This window comes from Arthrobacter sp. Soil736, assembly GCF_001428005.1.
GTDB lineage: Bacteria > Actinomycetota > Actinomycetes > Actinomycetales > Micrococcaceae > Arthrobacter.
The window spans coordinates 162,738-179,803 of the sequence record NZ_LMSB01000056.1; the positions used below are offsets into that span (position 1 = coordinate 162,738).

19 protein-coding genes are annotated in these 17,066 nt (G+C 66.8%); 11 read left to right on the forward strand and 8 right to left on the reverse strand.

Annotation, left to right across the window (positions count from 1 at the left end; all coding sequences use genetic code 11):
* The first annotated feature begins 71 nt into the window (after positions 1 to 71).
* The 5 genes from ASG92_RS24055 (at position 72) to ASG92_RS24075 (ending at position 4,538) form a co-directional block, all read left to right on the forward strand.
* Positions 72 to 830 (forward strand): type II CAAX endopeptidase family protein, encoded by a 759-nt coding sequence (locus ASG92_RS24055; RefSeq protein ID WP_056634501.1) that lies wholly within the window; start codon positions 72 to 74, stop codon positions 828 to 830.
* 63 nt (positions 831 to 893) lie between these two features.
* Positions 894 to 1,334, forward strand: a complete 441-nt coding sequence (locus tag ASG92_RS24060) for a VOC family protein (RefSeq protein ID WP_056634503.1) — start codon at positions 894 to 896, stop codon at positions 1,332 to 1,334.
* Positions 1,335 to 1,355: 21 nt separating this feature from the next.
* A complete protein-coding gene (locus ASG92_RS24065) occupies positions 1,356 to 2,306 on the forward strand; it encodes a 1,4-dihydroxy-2-naphthoyl-CoA synthase (RefSeq protein WP_056634505.1) in 951 nt (316 codons plus the stop codon).
* Between the two features lie 61 nt (positions 2,307 to 2,367).
* The gene (locus ASG92_RS24070; protein WP_056634508.1) at positions 2,368 to 3,516 is read left to right on the forward strand and encodes an AMP-binding protein; all 1,149 of its coding nucleotides are present in this window, start codon (positions 2,368 to 2,370) and stop codon (positions 3,514 to 3,516) included.
* 140 nt (positions 3,517 to 3,656) lie between these two features.
* Positions 3,657 to 4,538 carry a 1,4-dihydroxy-2-naphthoate polyprenyltransferase gene (locus ASG92_RS24075; protein ID WP_056634511.1) on the forward strand — a complete coding sequence of 294 codons (882 nt, stop codon included), beginning with the start codon at positions 3,657 to 3,659 and terminating at the stop codon, positions 4,536 to 4,538.
* Positions 4,539 to 4,638: 100 nt separating this feature from the next.
* On the opposite strand, the gene ASG92_RS24080 is transcribed toward ASG92_RS24075, so the two are convergent.
* A complete protein-coding gene (locus tag ASG92_RS24080; protein WP_056634514.1) occupies positions 4,639 to 4,947 on the reverse strand; it encodes a DUF4229 domain-containing protein in 309 nt (102 codons plus the stop codon).
* A gap of 288 nt (positions 4,948 to 5,235) precedes the next feature.
* Between ASG92_RS24080 and ASG92_RS24085 the strand changes: the two genes are divergently transcribed.
* Complete coding sequence (locus ASG92_RS24085) at positions 5,236 to 5,670, forward strand: PLD nuclease N-terminal domain-containing protein (protein WP_056634517.1); 435 nt, start codon at positions 5,236 to 5,238, stop codon at positions 5,668 to 5,670.
* Positions 5,671 to 5,861: 191 nt separating this feature from the next.
* Entirely contained in the window at positions 5,862 to 6,785 is a 924-nt protein-coding gene (locus tag ASG92_RS24090) for a hypothetical protein (RefSeq protein WP_056634519.1), read from the forward strand.
* A gap of 212 nt (positions 6,786 to 6,997) precedes the next feature.
* Here ASG92_RS24090 and ccsB read toward each other — a convergent pair whose 3' ends face one another.
* The 5 genes from ccsB to ASG92_RS24115 are packed head-to-tail and all read right to left on the reverse strand — an operon-like array spanning position 6,998 to position 12,035.
* Complete coding sequence (gene ccsB, locus ASG92_RS24095; protein ID WP_056634521.1) at positions 6,998 to 8,161, reverse strand: c-type cytochrome biogenesis protein CcsB; 1,164 nt, start codon at positions 8,159 to 8,161, stop codon at positions 6,998 to 7,000.
* Positions 8,161 to 9,984, reverse strand: a complete 1,824-nt coding sequence (locus ASG92_RS24100; protein ID WP_082579704.1) for a cytochrome c biogenesis protein ResB — start codon at positions 9,982 to 9,984, stop codon at positions 8,161 to 8,163. Before ASG92_RS24100 ends, ccsB begins: the two co-directional genes overlap by 1 nt.
* On the reverse strand, positions 9,984 to 10,739 hold the full coding sequence (locus ASG92_RS24105) for a cytochrome c biogenesis protein CcdA (RefSeq protein ID WP_056634524.1): 756 nt from the start codon (positions 10,737 to 10,739) through the stop codon (positions 9,984 to 9,986). The genes ASG92_RS24100 and ASG92_RS24105 overlap by 1 nt, the downstream gene beginning before the upstream one ends.
* Before the next feature lie 16 nt (positions 10,740 to 10,755).
* Positions 10,756 to 11,367 (reverse strand): TlpA disulfide reductase family protein, encoded by a 612-nt coding sequence (locus ASG92_RS24110; RefSeq protein ID WP_056634527.1) that lies wholly within the window; start codon positions 11,365 to 11,367, stop codon positions 10,756 to 10,758.
* A 2-nt stretch (positions 11,368 to 11,369) separates the two neighbouring features.
* Positions 11,370 to 12,035, reverse strand: coding sequence for a histidine phosphatase family protein (locus tag ASG92_RS24115; RefSeq protein WP_056634530.1), 666 nt, complete (start codon positions 12,033 to 12,035; stop codon positions 11,370 to 11,372).
* Between the two features lie 205 nt (positions 12,036 to 12,240).
* Between ASG92_RS24115 and ASG92_RS24120 the strand changes: the two genes are divergently transcribed.
* From ASG92_RS24120 to ASG92_RS24130, 3 genes are all read left to right on the forward strand, one after another.
* A complete protein-coding gene (locus ASG92_RS24120) occupies positions 12,241 to 12,789 on the forward strand; it encodes a YceI family protein (protein ID WP_056634532.1) in 549 nt (182 codons plus the stop codon).
* A gap of 578 nt (positions 12,790 to 13,367) precedes the next feature.
* Positions 13,368 to 13,838 (forward strand): hypothetical protein, encoded by a 471-nt coding sequence (locus ASG92_RS24125; protein ID WP_240987280.1) that lies wholly within the window; start codon positions 13,368 to 13,370, stop codon positions 13,836 to 13,838.
* A 287-nt stretch (positions 13,839 to 14,125) separates the two neighbouring features.
* On the forward strand, positions 14,126 to 15,007 hold the full coding sequence (locus ASG92_RS24130) for a hypothetical protein (protein WP_056634534.1): 882 nt from the start codon (positions 14,126 to 14,128) through the stop codon (positions 15,005 to 15,007).
* Between the two features lie 88 nt (positions 15,008 to 15,095).
* Here the strand turns inward: ASG92_RS24130 and ASG92_RS24135 are convergent, their stop codons facing one another.
* Together ASG92_RS24135 and ASG92_RS24140 are read right to left on the reverse strand one after the other, a co-directional pair.
* Complete coding sequence (locus ASG92_RS24135; RefSeq protein ID WP_056634538.1) at positions 15,096 to 15,791, reverse strand: redox-sensing transcriptional repressor Rex; 696 nt, start codon at positions 15,789 to 15,791, stop codon at positions 15,096 to 15,098.
* An 86-nt stretch (positions 15,792 to 15,877) separates the two neighbouring features.
* Positions 15,878 to 16,135, reverse strand: coding sequence for a glutaredoxin family protein (locus ASG92_RS24140; RefSeq protein WP_056634541.1), 258 nt, complete (start codon positions 16,133 to 16,135; stop codon positions 15,878 to 15,880).
* Between the two features lie 68 nt (positions 16,136 to 16,203).
* Between ASG92_RS24140 and ASG92_RS24145 the strand changes: the two genes are divergently transcribed.
* Positions 16,204 to 17,022, forward strand: a complete 819-nt coding sequence (locus ASG92_RS24145; protein ID WP_056634544.1) for an HAD-IB family hydrolase — start codon at positions 16,204 to 16,206, stop codon at positions 17,020 to 17,022.
* Positions 17,023 to 17,066: the final 44 nt, after the last annotated feature.

The window sequence follows — 17,066 nt, forward strand, 5'->3', positions numbered from 1 at the left end:
GCGACCGGGTCCCTGCAAAGCGGGCCCCGCCGTCGGGCTCCCCCGCCGCCCGTCCGGACTACGCTGGAAGCATGGCGACTATCCGACGCACCGTTCCCCCGCCGCGCCCGGACCTGTACCGGTTTTCGCCGCTGGACCTGACCACCGTAGGGCTCTACGTGGCTCTCGCCGTGTTCTTCGCCGTGGCCGGGGACCTCCTCCTGCCGCTGCTCCGGCAGGTCGCCCCGACCCCGGCTGTCGCGTCATATGGAGTAAACCTGCTGTTCTACGGGTGCCTGGGCATCCTGGCACTGTTCGCTGCCCGCCAGGTGGTGGCACGCGACCTCAGGGTGCTTGCCACCAGGCCGTGGTTCACCGCCGCAATGGTGCCGGCATCAGTCATCGCCATGATGATTTTCACCGCCGTCCTCGTGGTGGTGGCCGGCACCACGGAGACATCCGCCAACCAGGCCGGCCTGCAGGTGCTCATGCGGCAGGTGCCGGCCTGGCTCATGGTGCCGCTCGTCGTTGTGGTGGGACCGTTCGTGGAGGAGTACATCTTCCGGCACCTGCTGATCGGCAAACTGAGCAGGCGCATCAATATTTGGATCTGCTGCGCCGTGTCCGTGGTGCTCTTCGCCGCCCTGCACATCGTGGGCCAGGAAGCCCTCACCGTCGCCGCGCTCATGCCCTACCTGGCCATGGGGGCAACGCTGGTGTTCGTGTACGTGTGGACCGGCCGGAACCTGATGTTCGCCTACTTCGTCCACGCGGCCAAGAACCTGCTGGCCGCCATCTTCCTCTACACGATCCCGCCTGAACTGCTCGACCAGCTGCAGAACGTGCAGTAGCCTCCCGGGACGCTGCCGCCGCCACCCTGTTCAGGGAGACCGCCGTCGTCGTAGTTTTGTCCCATGGGACTCAACATTCAGGTCGTCGTCGACTGTCGGAATCCGCACGATCTCGCCGACTGGTGGGCAGAAACGCTGGGCTGGGCCGTGGAACCGCAGGACGAGGGCTTCATCCGCTCCATGATTGAGCAGGGCTACGCCACGGACGCCGAAACCAAGACCCACAACGGCCGGCTCGTGTGGCGGGACGGCGCGGCGATCCGCCCGGCCGAGGAATTCGAAGCCAAGGCGCCTGAGCGTCGCGTCCTGTTCCAGACCGTTCCGGAACAGAAAACCGTGAAGAACCGGGTGCACTGGGACGTCCGCCTCGACGGCCGGGACAAGGACGAGGTCCGCACCGAGCTGGAAGCACGCGGCGCGACGTTCCTCTGGTCGGCCAGCGAGGGCCCGCATTCCTGGCACACCATGGCGGACCCCGAGGGCAACGAGTTCTGCATCAGCTGACGCGATTACTAGACTTGGACGGTGAGCAACGAAATCCCCGCCAAGGTATCCGATGTGTTCGACCCGTCGCGCTGGCGCACCGTGTCCGGCTTCGACGACTTCCAGGACATGACATACCACCGGCAGGTGGAGCGCTCCGAAGACGGGGTGGTGCGGGACCTGCCCACCGTCCGGATCGCCTTCAACCGCCCAGAGGTCCGCAACGCGTTCCGCCCCGGCACGGTTGACGAGCTCTACCGCGCCATGGATCACGCCCGGATGACCCCGGACGTCGCCACGGTCCTGCTCACCGGCAACGGCCCCTCCCCCAAGGACGGCGGGCACTCGTTCTGCTCCGGCGGGGACCAGCGGATCCGCGGCAGGGACGGGTACCGCTACGCGGACGGGGAAACCCAGGAGACCATCGACCCCGCCCGTGCCGGCCGGCTCCACATCCTGGAGGTCCAGCGGCTCATGAGGACCATGCCCAAGGTGGTCATCGCCGTCGTGAACGGCTGGGCCGCCGGCGGGGGCCATTCGCTGCATGTCGTCTCGGACCTCACCATCGCCTCCCGCCAGCACGGCAGGTTCAAGCAGACCGACGCCACGGTGGGCAGTTTCGACGCCGGCTACGGCTCGGCGCTGCTGGCCCGCCAGATCGGCCAGAAGGCGGCCCGGGAAATCTTCTTCCTGGCCCGCGAATACTCGGCCGACGACATGGTCCGGATGGGCGCCGTGAACGAGGCCGTGGACCACGAACGGCTCGAGGAAGTGGCCCTGGAATACGCCGCGGACATCGCCCGGCAGTCCCCCCAGGCCATCCGGATGCTGAAATTCGCGTTCAACCTCGCCGACGACGGCCTGGCCGGCCAGCAGGTCTTCGCCGGCGAAGCAACCCGGCTGGCCTACATGACCGATGAAGCCGTGGAGGGCAAGGAAGCGTTCCTCGAGAAGCGCGATCCGGACTGGTCCAGGTTCCCGCACTACTTCTAGCCACGCACTAGCCCAAAGGCAGCCCCATGATTCCCAGGCCCACGTTTCCAAGGCAGGCGAAGTGAACATCGAACCAGCACTCAAGGCTCTGGCGGCCGCCCTCCACGGTGAGGGACCCGCCGTCGAGCTTTCCGCCGACCTCAACGGTGAGCCGGTGGTCCGGCTTGTCGAAACCCCCGGGATCGACGACGCCGCAGTGGTGGTCCGCACTTCCGGCTCCACCGGCACGCCCAAGGCGACGGTCCTGCCGGTGGACGCCCTGGCGGCGTCGTCCATGGCCACCGCGTTCGCGCTCAAGGGCGAAGGCCAGTGGCTCCTGGCGCTGCCGCTGCAGTACGTGGCCGGCGTGCAGGTGCTGGTGCGGTCGCTCTTCGCCGGAACGCGGCCCTGGGCCATGGACCTGTCCAACGGGTTCACCGCGGACGGCTTCACTGCCGCCGCCCTGGAGCTGACGGACAAGATCCGTTTCACGTCCCTGGTTCCCGCGCAGCTGCAGCGGCTGCTGGAGGAGCCGTCGGCCGACACGCTGGCCGTGCTGCGGCGCTTCAACGGCATCCTGCTCGGCGGCGGTCCGGCCTCCGCGGAGCTCCTTGCGTCCGCCCGCGACGCCGGCATCCGCGTCACCACCACCTACGGCGCGGCGGAGACCTGCGGCGGCTGCGTGTACGACGGCTTTCCGCTCGAGGGCGTGGCCGTCCGGCTGTCCGAAGACGGCCGCATCCACCTGGGCGGGGCCACGCTGGCCTCCGGTTACCTGGACGCACAGGACCTGACCGAGGAAACATTCGCAGAGGACGACGGCGTGCGCTGGTACCGCACCAACGACCTCGGCGTGCTGGACCCCGACGGCCGCCTCACCGTCCTGGGCCGCGCGGACGACGTCATCATCACCGGCGGCGTCAAAGTCTCCGCCGCGCACGTACAGGCCGAGCTGGAAAAGTCCGACGGCGTGACCGCGGCCTTCGTTGCCGGCGTCGAGTCCGCGAATTGGGGCCAGGCCGTGGCAGCCTATGTGGCCGTGGACGGCGCCTCTTCTTCCGACTCCGGGCCTTCCGACGGGGCGGCCTGGGCTGAACAATGGCACCGCACGCTGGGACTGCTGGCCCCCAAGACAGTCCTTCCGGCCGACGAGCTGATCATGCTGCCAAACGGGAAACCCGACAGGCTCGCGATGATTGAACGGCTCAGCGCCCTCCATCAGGGAAAATAGACTAGTTCCCGCCGCGCCGCGACGATGCGGCACGCATTGCACCACCGACTGGCACCACCGACTGGCACCACCGACGCCGCGCTTCCAGCACGGGCAATGTTCCACCGAACGTTCCACCGACCCAACACGAGGTACTCACCGTGGCCACAGCCGCACAATGGATCCAAGGCGCCCGGCTCCGCACCCTGCCGGCCGCGATCGCCCCTGTCCTGATCGGCACCGCGGCGGCCTATGAGATGGGCGCCTTCCGCCTGCTCAACGCCATCCTGGCGGCCCTGGTGGCACTGCTGCTGCAGGTGGGCGTCAACTACGCCAACGACTACTCGGACGGGATCCGCGGCACGGACGAGAACCGCGTGGGGCCGCTGCGGCTCGTGGGATCAGGCGCCGCAGCCCCGGAGCACGTCAAGTACGCTGCGTTCGGTGCGTTCGGGGTGGCCATGCTGTTCGGGCTGGTACTCATCATCATCACGCAGTCATGGTGGCTGCTCCTCGTGGGCCTCGGCTGCGTGATGGCCGCGTGGGGCTACACCGGAGGCAAAAACCCTTACGGCTACATGGGCCTGGGCGACGTGTTCGTGTTCGTGTTCTTCGGTCTGGTGGCCACGTTGGGCACCACGTACACGCAGGCGGGCCAGATCAGCCTGCCGGCCGTTGTGGGCGCGATCGGCACCGGGCTCATAGCCTGCGCCCTGCTGATGGCCAACAACGTCCGCGACATCCCCTCCGACATCCAGGCCGGGAAGCGCACGCTGGCCGTGCGGCTGGGAGACAAGCACGCCCGCGAAAGCTACGTGCTGATGCTCGCCGTCGCCATCCTGCTGGTGGTGATCCTCGCGCCCGGCCGGCCCTTGATGCTGATCGTGCTGCTGCTCATCCCGGCCTGCCTGATGCCCGCGTGGCTCATGATCAATGGCCGGAAGCGCAAGAGCCTCATCCCGGTCCTGAAGCAGACCGGCCTCATCAACCTCGGCTACGCGGTGCTGTTCTCGCTGGGACTCGTGCTGAGCCACGGGATTTAGGGGCCGGCGCCGGCGGTAGGGGACGGCGGCTGTAGGAGACGGCGCGGGCCTACCGGTGCCGGCTTACTGCGCGGGCGTCAGTGCGGGACCGGGTGGCTCCCTAGGCTTCCTTGTTCCGGAGGTCGTTGCGGACCGTGATGTCCGGATTGGAATCGACCAGGTGGTCCTCGGCCTCGGCGTCGTCCACTTCACCGGCGGAGCGCAGGGGCTTGGCGCGGCCCGAGAAGCGGGCGTGCAGGGCGGCTGTAGCGGCGTCGCGCTGTTTCTGGAAGAAGAGGTAGCTAATGGCGAAGGAAATCAGCCCCGCGCAGACGACGGCAAGCAGCCATCCCAGCTGCAGGAAGACGAACAGCGCAAACAGCGGTACGAAGAGAGCGAGCCGGATCAGGGAGTATTTCAAGAATGCCACCCTCCAAGTTTAGCCGCCCTCCCTGAACGTAGCCTGCGCGGTGACGCCGTCCTTCCGTAGCCCTCGGCCGTCGCTGCCGCCCAGGCTTCGCGCGGCCACCGCGCTCCCGTAAGCCCCCGGCTTTGCCTGGCTGGCACCGGCTTTCCACATGCCCCGGATCACATATCTGGCGCCGATTTCTGACCCTCGTAGGCCGCGATTCCGGACAAAATTCACCGGCTTTTTGGTGGCGGGCTCTGTGGGCATACTGTAATCTCCGCCGGGGCGTCCGGCGGCTAGACTGATTGCATGCTCCGTGTTGCCATTGCAGTCGCCATTCTTGCCATATACGTCTACGGACTTGTGGACGTGATCCGGACTGATGCGCACCTCACCCGGGGATTCTCCAAAACAACCTGGATCATCATCGTCGTCTTCCTGCCGATCATCGGTGCCGCCCTGTGGTTCCTGATCGGACGCCCCCGCTATACTGCCCCGGTGCAGCAGACGTACCGCCACCCCGCTGCGCCCGACGACGACCCCGATTTCCTCCGCAACCTGGAGCAGCGCCGCCGCAACCAGGCCGAGGCCGAGCGCCTCCGGAAACTGAAGGACGACCTCGAGTCGAAGAAACCCAAGCCCGGCGCCGGACCGCGCGGCAGCGGTAGTCCCAGCACGGGGAACTCCGGCACTTCCGGCGCCACGGGAGATGCCAGCGCCGAGGGCAATCCCGAGATCAAGTAGTACGTGCCGGCCCGACTTTGCGCCGGCAAACCGATGGGCCCGTGATTCTCCAAATATGGCCGCTTGGCATCCTTGCCGGGCGGCCCTTTTTGGCGAATGGCGGAGCCTCGGAAAGCCCAACTAGTCCTCCACACCGGTCTGTATCTGTGGACAACGCGCCGGGGCCCTCCTTCCGGCAGCAGAATGCTTCTATGCCGCGTCCCCGCCCGCTTCCTCCCCCGCTATTGGGGCAGCCCTTCACCATGAGGCAGGCCAAGGCTGCAGGCCTGACGCGCCGGCGTGCAAGGGCCCAGGACCTGGCCAGCCCGTGCCACGGCGTGCGGATTCCGGCGTCGGCTGACCTCACCCTGCTGGTCCGTGCCAGGTCCCTGGCCTTGGCTACGGGAGCCGTCGCCAGCCACCTCACGGCAGCCGCGCTGTGGGGTTTTCCCTTGCCCCGCTGCTTCGAAACCCATGAGGTAGTCCATCTGACGTGCCGGCGCGGCGGCAGGGCGGTGCGCCGCAAGGACGTGCGCGGCCACCAGTCCGTACTCATGCCCGAGGAAATCATCGAAGGCCGTTACGTGGCGTGCACCTCTCCGCTACGGACCTGGTTTGATCTGGCCGGCGTCCTGGGCCTGCAGGACCTCGTCATCGCCGGCGATTTCCTGTTAAGGCGCCGGAACCCTCTGTCGACGCTGGCTGCCCTGGACGCCTTCCTCGCCACCAAGGCAGGCCGGCCGGGCTACCGCAAGGCGATGAAGGCCCGGGCGCTCATCCGGGCGGACACCGATTCGCCCAAGGAAACGGAACTGCGCCTGCTGCTGGTCGGGGCCGGTCTGCCCGAACCAGCCATCAACCTGCCGTTGCTTGATGAAACCGGCGGCTGGATCCAGGACCCGGACATGTCCTATGAAAAGTTCAAGATCGCCATCCAGTACGACGGCGGACACCATTCCACTCCTACCCAACGGCGAAGTGACATTTTCCGTGACGAGAACGCGCGCGGGCTCGGCTGGCTCGTGGTGGTCCTGACCCAGTGGGACCTGGACCCGTTCGCGCCCGGCATGGAGCCCAACGCCGTGACCAGGGTGCGCGCGGCGCTGGTTAGCCGCGGCTGGAAGCCTGGGCGCTAGGCCTGCCCAGGAAGCTCACGTCCCGGGTCCACCCCTGGAGCCACGGTCCCGGGCCCCCACCGCACCGGCCCCCGCAGCGCCGCCCTCGCCGGTTCGCCAAAATGGCCGCCCAGCGCACTTGCTGAGCGGCCATTTTTGGCGAATGGGCGGTGCACGGAATCCGGCGGGAACCCTCCGACAGGCCTCCGCCCGGCGGGAGGCCTCCGCCGGCGTTACAGCCCCGAGTAGGAGTGCAGGCCGTTGAAGAACTGGTTCACGATGGTGAAGTTGAAGACCACGCACAGGTAGCCCACGATCGACAGCCAAGCCGCGCGGGTCCCGGTCCAGCCGCGGGTGGCCCGGGCGTGCAGGTACCCTGCGTAGACCACCCAGATCACGAACGTCCATACTTCCTTGGTGTCCCAGCCCCAGAAACGGCCCCAGGCCTTCTCAGCCCAGATGGCGCCGAACATGAGGGTGAACGTCCAGCCGATGAAGGCGATGGCGTTGATCCGGTAGGAGAGGTTCTCCAGGCTCAGGGCAGACGGGACCAGGCGCATGAAGCCCAGCTTGTCCTCGCCCCCGGCCGCGATGGTCTTCTGCCGGTGCGACTGCACGAGCTGGAGCGCGGACATGGCAAACGTCAGGGTGAACAGGGCCGAGGAGAGCACGGCGATGGACACGTGGATGACCAGCCAGTAGCTTTGCAGCGCGGGCACGAGGTGGCCCACCGGAGTCCAGTAGGCCACTGAGGCAGCCACCAGCATGATGATCACCAGGCCCACCACGAACGTGCCCAGGAAGCGCAGGTCGCGGCGGATCAGCACCACCAGGAACACCGCCACGGCCACGAACGCGCCGGTGGTCAGGAACTCGTACATGTTGCCCCACGGCACACGGCCCGCGCCCACGGCACGCGTCAGCACGCCGGCAGCGTGGATCGCGGCGCCCAGCACCGTCAACGCTACGGCCACGCGGGCGGGAACGCGGCGCTCGGCGTCGTACTTCATGCTGGCGTTGGCGGTCCGCCCCGCTCCGCTGCCGGGTGCCTCCGCACGGCCGGAAACGGACGACGACGGCCGCTCGGCACGGCCGGCGGGTCCGGCCAGGTGCCCCGCAGCACGGTCGGCGTCCGCGGCAGCACCGCGGACTGCGCCGGCGGCCACCGGGACCTTCGCGCCCGAGTCCGCAGATGCTGAGTCCGCAGATGCTGGGCCGGCCGTTGCTGCGTCCGACTTCCCTGCGGCCGCGGCCGCCTTGAGGTCCACGGTGCGGAGCGCCTTGCTGCTCTTGGCCAGGTCCCACGCGAAGGCTATGAACGCCACCGTGTACGTGCCGGCGGCCAGCAGCATGAAGAGCTCGCTGTACTGGCCCATGGTTTCGTTGATGGGGAACATTACTGGTCCTTCTTTGACTCGTGTGAGCCTGCTGTTGACTGGATGAAGTCTTCTGAGGGCATTGCCGCGGAGGCATCGGCGGCACCCTCGGCCGCGGCGTCCGCCGGCTGGGCGTCCGCCGGGCCATTATCCGCCCGTTCGCTGGGAAGTTTCTGGGAGTCCAGGCCCCACGCATCCGCCAGCAGCCCGCGGATCGCAACTGCTTCCCCTGCAAGCCGGTGGTCCTCGCCTCGGGCCAGGAGTCCGTATTCCACCATGGTGCGGCCGTCCTCGTGCGTCCCGGTGCGGACCCAGACGCGCCGCCGGTTGACATAGAGCGAGACGACGAGCCCGGCCACGGCCAGCAGCGCGAAGATCAGGGCCGAGAGCTGGCCCGGATTGTGGTGGATGTCCACGCCGACGTACTTCTTCACGCCGTCGAAGCTGATGGAGCCCTTGCCGTCGGGCAGCGTGTAGGTGCTGCCCGGGGCCAGGGTGATGCCGCCCGCCTTGAGGTCCCGGCCGTTGAGCTGCTTCAGGTCCTTGACGTCGAGTTCGAACACGTTTTGCGGGGAGCCCTTGTCCAGGCCGAGGTCACCGTAGTACGAGTTCAGGCTCAGCTGCGGGTTGATGAGGTCCGGGTCCCCGCTGAAGGAAATGCCCTTGTCCGTCACAAACGCCGTGGGCAGGAAGAACCCGGCGAAGCCAAGCTGGTCCGGCTTCGCGTCCGGAACCTTGATCACCACGGACGAGTAGTAGTTTTCGCCCTGGAGCTTCGCCACCACGGGGCCCTGCATGGCGATGTTGCCCTTGCCGTCGCGGACCGTCACCACCGGGGCGTAACCGTTGCCCGTCAGGTAGATGCTGGTCCCGCCCAGGGTCACGGGATCGTTGACCTTGAGGACTTCCTTCTTGGCCGGCGCGCCCGGGTTCTCCTTGGTGGTGACGTCCGCCGTGAAGTCGATGGGCTGGCCGAACTTGCCCTTTGATTCGCGGTCAAACGTTGCCTGGAATTTGTCCAGCTGGATGGAGTAGGGCTGGAGCTGGCTGCTCTGGAAGTTGGTGCCCGGAGTGAACTGGTCGTAGCCCACCAGCGTGTTCACGAACGTGTCGCCCTCCACGAGGATCCGCTGCCCGCTGTAGCCGAACAGCCCGCCAACGGCCACGGACACGAGCACGCCGATCAGCGAGGTGTGGAAGACGAGGTTGCCCACCTCCTTGAGGAAGCCGCGCTCCGCCCCCAAAGACGGCCGCGCGCCGTCGTCGTGCCGTACTTCAACCCGGTAACCGCGTTTCTTGAGCAGCGCGGCTGCGTCTTCAATGGCGTCCGACGCCGGGACGCCGGCTTCCGCCGGCAGCACGAGTGTGCCGTACTCCGGCAGGCGGGAAAGGCGTTTCGGAGTGCGCGGAGGCTGGGAGCGCATGGCACGGTAGTGCGCGATGGCACGGGGAACGACGCAGCCGATCAGCGAAATGAACAGCAGGATGTAGATGGCTGAGAACCAGGCCGAGGAGTAGACGTCGTAGAGCTGAACGGAATCGAGGATCTTGCCGTAGTCGGGGTGGTCCTTGATGTACTGCGTAACCACCGACGGGTTGGCCGGGCGCTGCGGGAACAGGGATCCGGGCACCGCTGCCACCGCGAGCAGCAGCAGGAGGAACAGGGCGGTGCGCATGCTGGTGAGCTGGGTCCACGCCCAGCGGAGCATGCCGAGGATCCCCAGCGCCGGGAGCGCCGCGTCGGCCTTGGCCGCCTTAACGGGGTCCTCGCGGGGATCTTCGGGTGCAGCCTGGGGGCCGCCCGCTCCGGAGGATTTCTTAGTTGACTTCACACGCTCGCTCATCAGATCGGCAACTTCACATCGTTTTGGAACCAGTACTGCAACTCCGTGACCCAGGCTCCCCAGACTCCCGTGGCCATCAGGAGGCCCAGGACAATCAGCACGCCGCCGCCCGTCCGCTGGATGGCCACCCGGTGGGTGCGGAAGAAGGACAGCACACCGGCGCCACGGCGCACCGCGAGGGCGATCAGCAGGAACGGAATGCCCAAGCCAAGGCTATAGACGAACGCCAGGAAAGCGCCTTTCGCGGCAGAGGAGCCGCCGGACAGGCTCAGGAGCTGGACGGCCGAGTAGGTGGGGCCGATGCAGGGCGCCCACCCAAGGCCGAAGGTGATCCCGAGCAGCGGAGCGCCCCACAGGCCTGCCGGCGGTTTCGCGTGGATCTTGGCGTCGCGCTGGAGCCAGCCGAATCCGCCCATGAACACTACGCCCATGATGATCACCAGGACGCCCAGCAGCTGCGTGATCCAGGCGTTCTGCGAGCCGGTGATCAGCGTCCCCAGCTGGCCGAACGCACCGCCGAGCAGCACAAAGATGACCGAGAATCCGAGCACGAACAAACCGATTCCCGCGAGCATGCGGCCGCGCTTTTGCTTCTGCAGATCCACGCCGGTCAGCCCCGTGACATAGCCCAGGTAGCCGGGCACGAGCGGCAGCACGCAGGGCGAGAGGAAGGACACGAAGCCTGCCAGCAGAGCCACCGGGATGGCAAGCAGGAGTGATCCGTTCAGGATGGCTTCGGCGAAGGGGCTGTTCACGTTGGGGAGACCGCCGCTACTCTGCCACGGCGGACTGGATGAGGGCCTTGAGGGTGCCCTTCTGGATCTCCCCCAGCACGCGCGAAGCCACCCGGCCCTGCTTGTCCACCACGAGCGTGGTGGGGACAGCACCCGGGGGAACGAGTCCGGACACGGCCAGCAGCACGGCGCCGTCCTTGTCGTTGAAGCTCGGGTAGGTGAGGCCGAAGGTCTTGTCGAAGGCGTCGGCCGTGGCCTTCTCATCGCGCAGGTTCACGCCAAAGAACTGCACGCCTTTGCCCTTGAACTCCTGGTGGAGGGCCTCGAGGGACGGTGCTTCCACGCGGCAGGGCGCGCAGGCAGCGAACCAGAAGTTCAGCACCGTCACCTTGCCCAGGAAGTCCTTGGCCGTTACGGCGGTGCCGTCAAAAAGAGTGCCTTGGATGTCGACGGCGGACTTGCGGTCGGCCGCGGCGAATTCAGTCACCGAGCCGTCGCCGGCCACATAGTTCTTGTTGTCCCCGGCCTTGGCCTGCTTCGCCAAGGCGTCTTCCTGCGCGCACGCGGACAGCCCCAGCGTGAGCGCTGTCAGGGCTAGGCCGCCGGCGGCCAGAACGCTGCGCCGGGAACTTATGGGGCTGTTGGGCATGGTTAGGCTCCGGGGGTGGTGGAGGCGCCGGGCAGAAGGGCTGCGGCCGGTTCGCTGTACTCGACGCGCAGGAGGGTTCCGTCGCCGTCGAAAGTCAGGGAGGTGAGTGAGGTCAGCGTGCACTCGCGCTTGCGGGGGTCATGCCAGAGGGGCCTGCCCTCGGCGCTGAGCCGGGTGGCCCAGATGGGAAGCTGGTGGCTGACCATGATGGCCTCGGCGCCGTCGCCGCCGAGTTCTATTGCCTTGGCCCGGGCGTCCTGGACCGCTTCCCTCACGCGGGCGGCCTGCTCCTTGTACGGCTCGCCCCATGAGGGCCTGAGCGGGTTCACCAGCTTGGGCCAGTGGCGGGGCTTGAGCAGCTCGGCTTTGGTGACTTTGATGCCTTCGAAGCGGTTTTCAGCCTCGATGATGCGGGGGTCGGTGTGGATCTCCAGGCCGAGTGCCCGGGACGTGGGCTCCGCCGTCTCTTGGGCGCGGATCAGCGGAGAGGCCGCCAGATAGACAATCTTTGCACCCTGGGATACGCGGTCGCGGAAATGCTCCGCGAGGGTCTGCGCCATCTGCTGGCCAAGCTCGGAGAGGTGGAACTCAGGCAGCCTGCCGTACAGGACGCCCTCGGGATTGTGGACCTCGCCGTGGCGGAGCAAATGAACAGTGGCTTGGGGCATGTGTACCAGTTTCTCAAAGATGTCGGACGATCTGAAATCTTCTACATCTAGTAGAACTCAGGAGTTTTTCAAAATGTTCCCCGGCGATGGAATAAAAGATGCAAACGCATGTTTATACTGGATGCAGCAGTTGGTTGATACTTCAACAAATGAAGCTTCAACCGGAGAAAATCCCGCTTCGTCCACAGATTCAAGGAGAACCATCATGGCACTTCCCACCAACGTCACCCCCGGCACCTGGACCCTCGACAACTCGCACAGCGAAATCGCCTTCACCGTCCGGCACGCAGGCATCAGCAAGGTCCGTGGCCAGTTCACGGACGCGGCCGCAACCCTGGACCTCGCCGAGAACGTCGCTGACTCGCGGATCAACGCCACCATCCAGACCGCGAGCTTCGACTCCGGCGACGTGAACCGTGACGGCCACGTCCGCGGCGAAGACTTCTTCGACGTCGAGAAGTTCCCGGAAATCTCCTTCGTTTCCAACGGTCTGGTTGCCACGGGCGACGGCTACGAGCTCCAGGGCGACCTCACCATCAAGGGTGTCACCCGCCCCGTGGCCCTCGAGACGGAATTCAACGGCGTGGCCGTGGACCCGTTCGGCAACACCCGCGCCGGCGTCTCCGCAGAAACCACCATCAGCCGCAAGGACTTCGGCCTGACCTGGAACGCCGTACTCGAAGCCGGCGGCGTGCTGGTCAGCGACAAGGTTGCCATCAACCTGGAACTGGCCTTCATCGCCCCCGCAGCGTAGGTTGCGCGGCTAGGTTCTATAGCCAAGTAGTACGACGACGCCGACGCCCCGCCCTCCATGGGCGGGGCGTCGGCGTTGCCGTGGGCCCAGGGCTTGCGCCTGCGGTGCTGCCTGCGGGGCTGCTTTCGGGGTAGCTTTCGGAGCTGGCTTCGGCGCAGCTTTCCGGACACAAGATCCGTCTCCCAGACACGGGTTCTGCAGAGGCCGGGACATGGCCCGAAACCTCCTAGAATTCGCCAAATCGCGGGTCTACAGTGAGAGCCATGAGCAACCCAAGCGATGAACCGCAGCCTCAGCAGCCGGGTTCCGAGCCGCCGCCTGAGGACCACCCCGCGCCCGCAGGACAGCAGCCGGCCGGGGCTCAGCCTCCCGCAGGACAGCAACCAGCGGCATCGCAGCCAACCGGGCCACAGCCACCGGCAGGACAGCAGCCGCCCGCAGGCTACCAGCCGCCGGGGTCGCCCGACGGCGCGCAACCGGCGCATGGGTACGGGCAGGACACCGGACACCAGGACGGCCAGCCCTCAGGACAACAGGGTTGGCAGGCAGGGCAACCGGCCGGCGCCGGACGCTTCTCGATGCCAGCCGACCGGCCGCGCAGCTTCTACGAGGTCATGCCCAACGGCGGCTTCTCGGGCATCTTCGACGTCATGGGTCTCCCCACGGAGCTCAAAGTGTCCTACTGGGTCTGGGTCATCGGCGGCCTGCTCGGACTTTTGGGCGGAGTGATCGGGCTGTTCGGGGCGCTGGTGCTCTTTGCGATCCTGCCCGGCCTGGCCATCTTGGTGCTGTTGCTGGTGCTCGTGGCACTTGCGGTGGCGGCTGCGCAGATTGTCCTTGCGATGAAGATGAAGGAAGGCCGGGAGTGGGCCCGGATGGCGCTGACGATTGTCGCGGGCGTATCGCTGCTGTTGGCGGTCATCAATTCGAGTTTCGCCGGTGGCCAGGACGGCAACTGGCTGGGGTTCCTGGTCAGCCTGGTCGCAACCGTGCTCATGTGGGTGCCTAACTCGCAGAACTGGTTTGCCGCCGCACGGGGCTCCACCTGATTTGCAGTGAAGGTCACCGCGGCAAGCGACGTCGGCGGCTGCCTGCCATGCGCCGCTCGAGGCGACGTCGGAAGCAGTGCGTGATGCGCCGTCGGGCTTCGTTTGAAACGCCTCAATGAGGGTCTCTGATCCGGCCTCCGGGCGCCCAGACGCGCCGCACGAATACCTCTGCGGAATGATCCTCACGGTGCCCGTAGAGGGGTACGGTGGAAGTGAACCATGCTGGGGGCAGGGCAGGCTTCTGAACCCGGTGGCCGATCCCGACGTCAACACGCAAAGGAACGCTCATGAGCACTCCTCCAGTACCCACAAACCCCAGCGAGCCGAACTCCCACGAGCCGAGCCAGGACGGTACGGAAGCACGCGGCGCGCAGCCCCGCTACGGCCAGGATGCTCCGCAGTACGGCCAGAACACTCCGCCCGCTCCGCAGTACGGGCAGAACGCACCGCAGCAGCCGCAGTACGGGCAGAACACCCCGCCCGCACCGCAGTACGGGCAGAACGCCCCGCAGTACGGTCAGGGTGCACCGCAGTACGGTCAGGGTGCACCGCAGCAGCCGCAGTACGGTCAGAACGCACCTCAGTACGGTCAGGGTGCGCCCCAGTACGGTCAGCAGTCGTCCGCCCCGTCCCCGTACGGTCAGTCACCCTACGGCCAGTCCCCGTACGGTTACCCGTCGGAGCAGCCGCAGGGCGGCGGAACCGCAGCCGGTGTTCCGCAGCTTGTGAACACTTCCTTTTGGATGATCATCGGCGCCGGCGTCCTGTCGGTTCTGTCGGTTCTGCTCACGATTCCAACGCTGGATGATCCCGTCATGCGCAGCACGTTTGAAGAACAGCTCCGCGGAAGCGGCCAGAACGTGGCATTCGACGACGTCAAGGGCTTCATCATCGGAACCATGGTGGTCTTCGCCCTGATCGGAGCGGGGCTCTACGCGCTGGTGGCCTTCAATGTCCGCAAGGGCAAGAACTGGGCCCGCATCCTGGGAACGGTCTTTGCGGCGCTGTCCGTGTTCAGCGTCCTCCCCCTTGGCCTGAACACGCTGGTGGCCCTCGTAGGCATCGCCGCGATTGTGATGCTGTACCTGCCTGCGTCGGCACCGTACTTCCAGAAGCCCCAGCCGTTCGCCAACCCGTACTCGCAGCCAGGCGGCCCTTACGGCCGCTAGGCTCGGCTGCCAGGCTCTGCCGCGAGGCACGGCCGCTAAGCACTCGCACGCAGCCAGCTGACGGGCGTGGATTCCAGGAAGGCCGGATTTACTCCGGCTGACCGGGGGTCTGCGCCCGTTGCGCGTGGTAGGCCAGAATCTGCAGCTCCGTGGCCATGTCCACCTTGCGCAGGTTCACGCCTTCCGGGACCTGGAGCATCACGGGCGCGAAGCTCAGGATGCTGTGCACCCCGGCCGCCACCACGCGGTCGCACACGCTCTGAGCCACGGCGGCGGGCAGGGCCAGAACCACCATGTTGGCGCCGGTCCGTTCCAGCACCGGCTCAAGGTCGGCCACATCGCTGACGCGGAGCCAGCCAACCTCATTGCCCACCACCATTTGGTCGGCATCGAAAATGGCCACAACGTCGAAGCCCCTGGATTCAAATCCACCGTACCGGGCGAGCGCCTTGCCCAAGTTACCGGCGCCGACGATCGCGACCTTCCAATCGTGCGTCAGTCCCAGCGCGGCGGCAATGTGACGGCTCAGGTACTGGACCTCATAGCCCACGCCGCGCGTACCGTACGACCCCACGTGGGACAGATCCTTGCGAAGCGTGGACGAGCTGACGCCCGATGCCTCGGCCAGCGATTCGGAGGAGACGCGCTCGGTGCCCTCAGCCATCAGGGTGTTCAGGGCGCGCAAGTAGATGGTCAGCCGGGCCACGGCCGCAGGCGGAATCTGCTTTCCGGCAGCTCCGGTGTCCCCGGGCACGGCCTGGGGTGGTGAATCGAGCGAAGTCACTGTCTGCTCCATTGCGTCGCGTTGTGAGTCCACTCTAGATCCCCATCACTTATGTCAACAAAGCCGGTGCCATTGCGCGGAACGGGCTACTGCCCCGCCATCGCCTGACGCAGGACCCGGTCCAGCCTGGCTTCGTCAATCTTCCAGAAATCCCGCTGGATTCCGTTCACGAACACCACCGGGATCTCCTCCGCATATTGCTCCCGCAGGGCGTCGTCGCTGTCCACCGACCGCTCCGTCCACTCAAGTCCCAGGGCGGCAGTAACCCGCCCGACGGCGTCGCGCGCCGCGGCGCAGAGGTGACAGTCAGCTTTGGTGAGGAGGACGACGTCGGGGTTTGCCATGCTTCAACGGTATCGCGGCAGCGGCCCGTCGGCCGGGCTCTTCCCCTGCATTGACTAGACTCAGTGGCATGCCCGAGGAGAAGTACGTCGCTGTGGTCCAGCAGCCGGTTGCACCGCAGCAGCGCGGCGAGGCCGCGTTCTTCGACGTCGACAACACCCTCATGAAGGGCGCCAGCCTTTTTCACGTGGCCCGGAAAATGCATCAACGCGGTGCATTCACCCTTCCTCAAGCTGCCGGAATGGCGTGGAAGCAGTTTAAGTTCGTGCTCCGCGGCGAGAACATGGACGATGTCCACGCGGTGCGGGATTCCGCACTGACCCTCGCGGCCGGCATCACGGAGGAGGACATCAAAGCCCTGGGCGAGGAAGTCTTCGACGAGATGATCGCCTCCCGGATCTGGCCAGGCACAAAAGCCCTGGCCGAGCAGCACCTGCGGGTGGGGCGCAAGGTCTGGCTGGTCACCGCCACTCCGATCGAAGTGGCCACCGTCATCTCCACGCGGTTGGGCCTCACCGGCGCCCTGGGAACCGTGGGTGAGATCAGGAACGGCTTCTACACCGGGCGACTCGTGGGCGACATCCTGCACGGGGCTGCCAAGGCCGTTGCGGTCCAGGGCATCGCCGACGCCGAAGGCCTGGAGCTCAAACGGTGCTGGGCCTACAGCGACTCGTACAACGACATCCCGCTGCTCACCCTCGTGGGCCATCCCGTGGCCATCAACCCGGACGCCCGGCTGCGCAAGCACGCCCGCGAGCACAACTGGCCGGTCTACGATTTCCGCTCCGGCCGCCGCGCCGCCACGCTGGGCCTCAAGGCAGCCACAGCGGGCGGAGCCATCTACGGCCTCTGGCGCGGCTACTCCCGCTTCCGCGGCCCGCGGATCTGACGCCCTCCCTTCCCCGCGACGCGCAAAATCCCTGAGGACACCTG

Excerpts from the sequence above, each read along its gene's own strand:
- ASG92_RS24055 (WP_056634501.1), top strand. The coding sequence starts at position 72 with ATGGCGACTATCCGACGCACCGTTCCCCCGCCGCGCCCGGACCTGTAC.
- ASG92_RS24060 (WP_056634503.1), top strand. The coding sequence starts at position 894 with ATGGGACTCAACATTCAGGTCGTCGTCGACTGTCGGAATCCGCACGAT.
- ASG92_RS24085 (WP_056634517.1), top strand. The coding sequence starts at position 5,236 with ATGCTCCGTGTTGCCATTGCAGTCGCCATTCTTGCCATATACGTCTAC.
- ASG92_RS24090 (WP_056634519.1), top strand. The coding sequence starts at position 5,862 with ATGCCGCGTCCCCGCCCGCTTCCTCCCCCGCTATTGGGGCAGCCCTTC.
- ccsB (WP_056634521.1), bottom strand. The coding sequence starts at position 8,161 with ATGTTCCCCATCAACGAAACCATGGGCCAGTACAGCGAGCTCTTCATG.
- ASG92_RS24100 (WP_082579704.1), bottom strand. The coding sequence starts at position 9,984 with ATGAGCGAGCGTGTGAAGTCAACTAAGAAATCCTCCGGAGCGGGCGGC.
- ASG92_RS24110 (WP_056634527.1), bottom strand. The coding sequence starts at position 11,367 with ATGCCCAACAGCCCCATAAGTTCCCGGCGCAGCGTTCTGGCCGCCGGC.
- ASG92_RS24115 (WP_056634530.1), bottom strand. The coding sequence starts at position 12,035 with ATGCCCCAAGCCACTGTTCATTTGCTCCGCCACGGCGAGGTCCACAAT.
- ASG92_RS24120 (WP_056634532.1), top strand. The coding sequence starts at position 12,241 with ATGGCACTTCCCACCAACGTCACCCCCGGCACCTGGACCCTCGACAAC.
- ASG92_RS24125 (WP_240987280.1), top strand. The coding sequence starts at position 13,368 with ATGCCAGCCGACCGGCCGCGCAGCTTCTACGAGGTCATGCCCAACGGC.
- ASG92_RS24130 (WP_056634534.1), top strand. The coding sequence starts at position 14,126 with ATGAGCACTCCTCCAGTACCCACAAACCCCAGCGAGCCGAACTCCCAC.
- ASG92_RS24140 (WP_056634541.1), bottom strand. The coding sequence starts at position 16,135 with ATGGCAAACCCCGACGTCGTCCTCCTCACCAAAGCTGACTGTCACCTC.
- ASG92_RS24145 (WP_056634544.1), top strand. The coding sequence starts at position 16,204 with ATGCCCGAGGAGAAGTACGTCGCTGTGGTCCAGCAGCCGGTTGCACCG.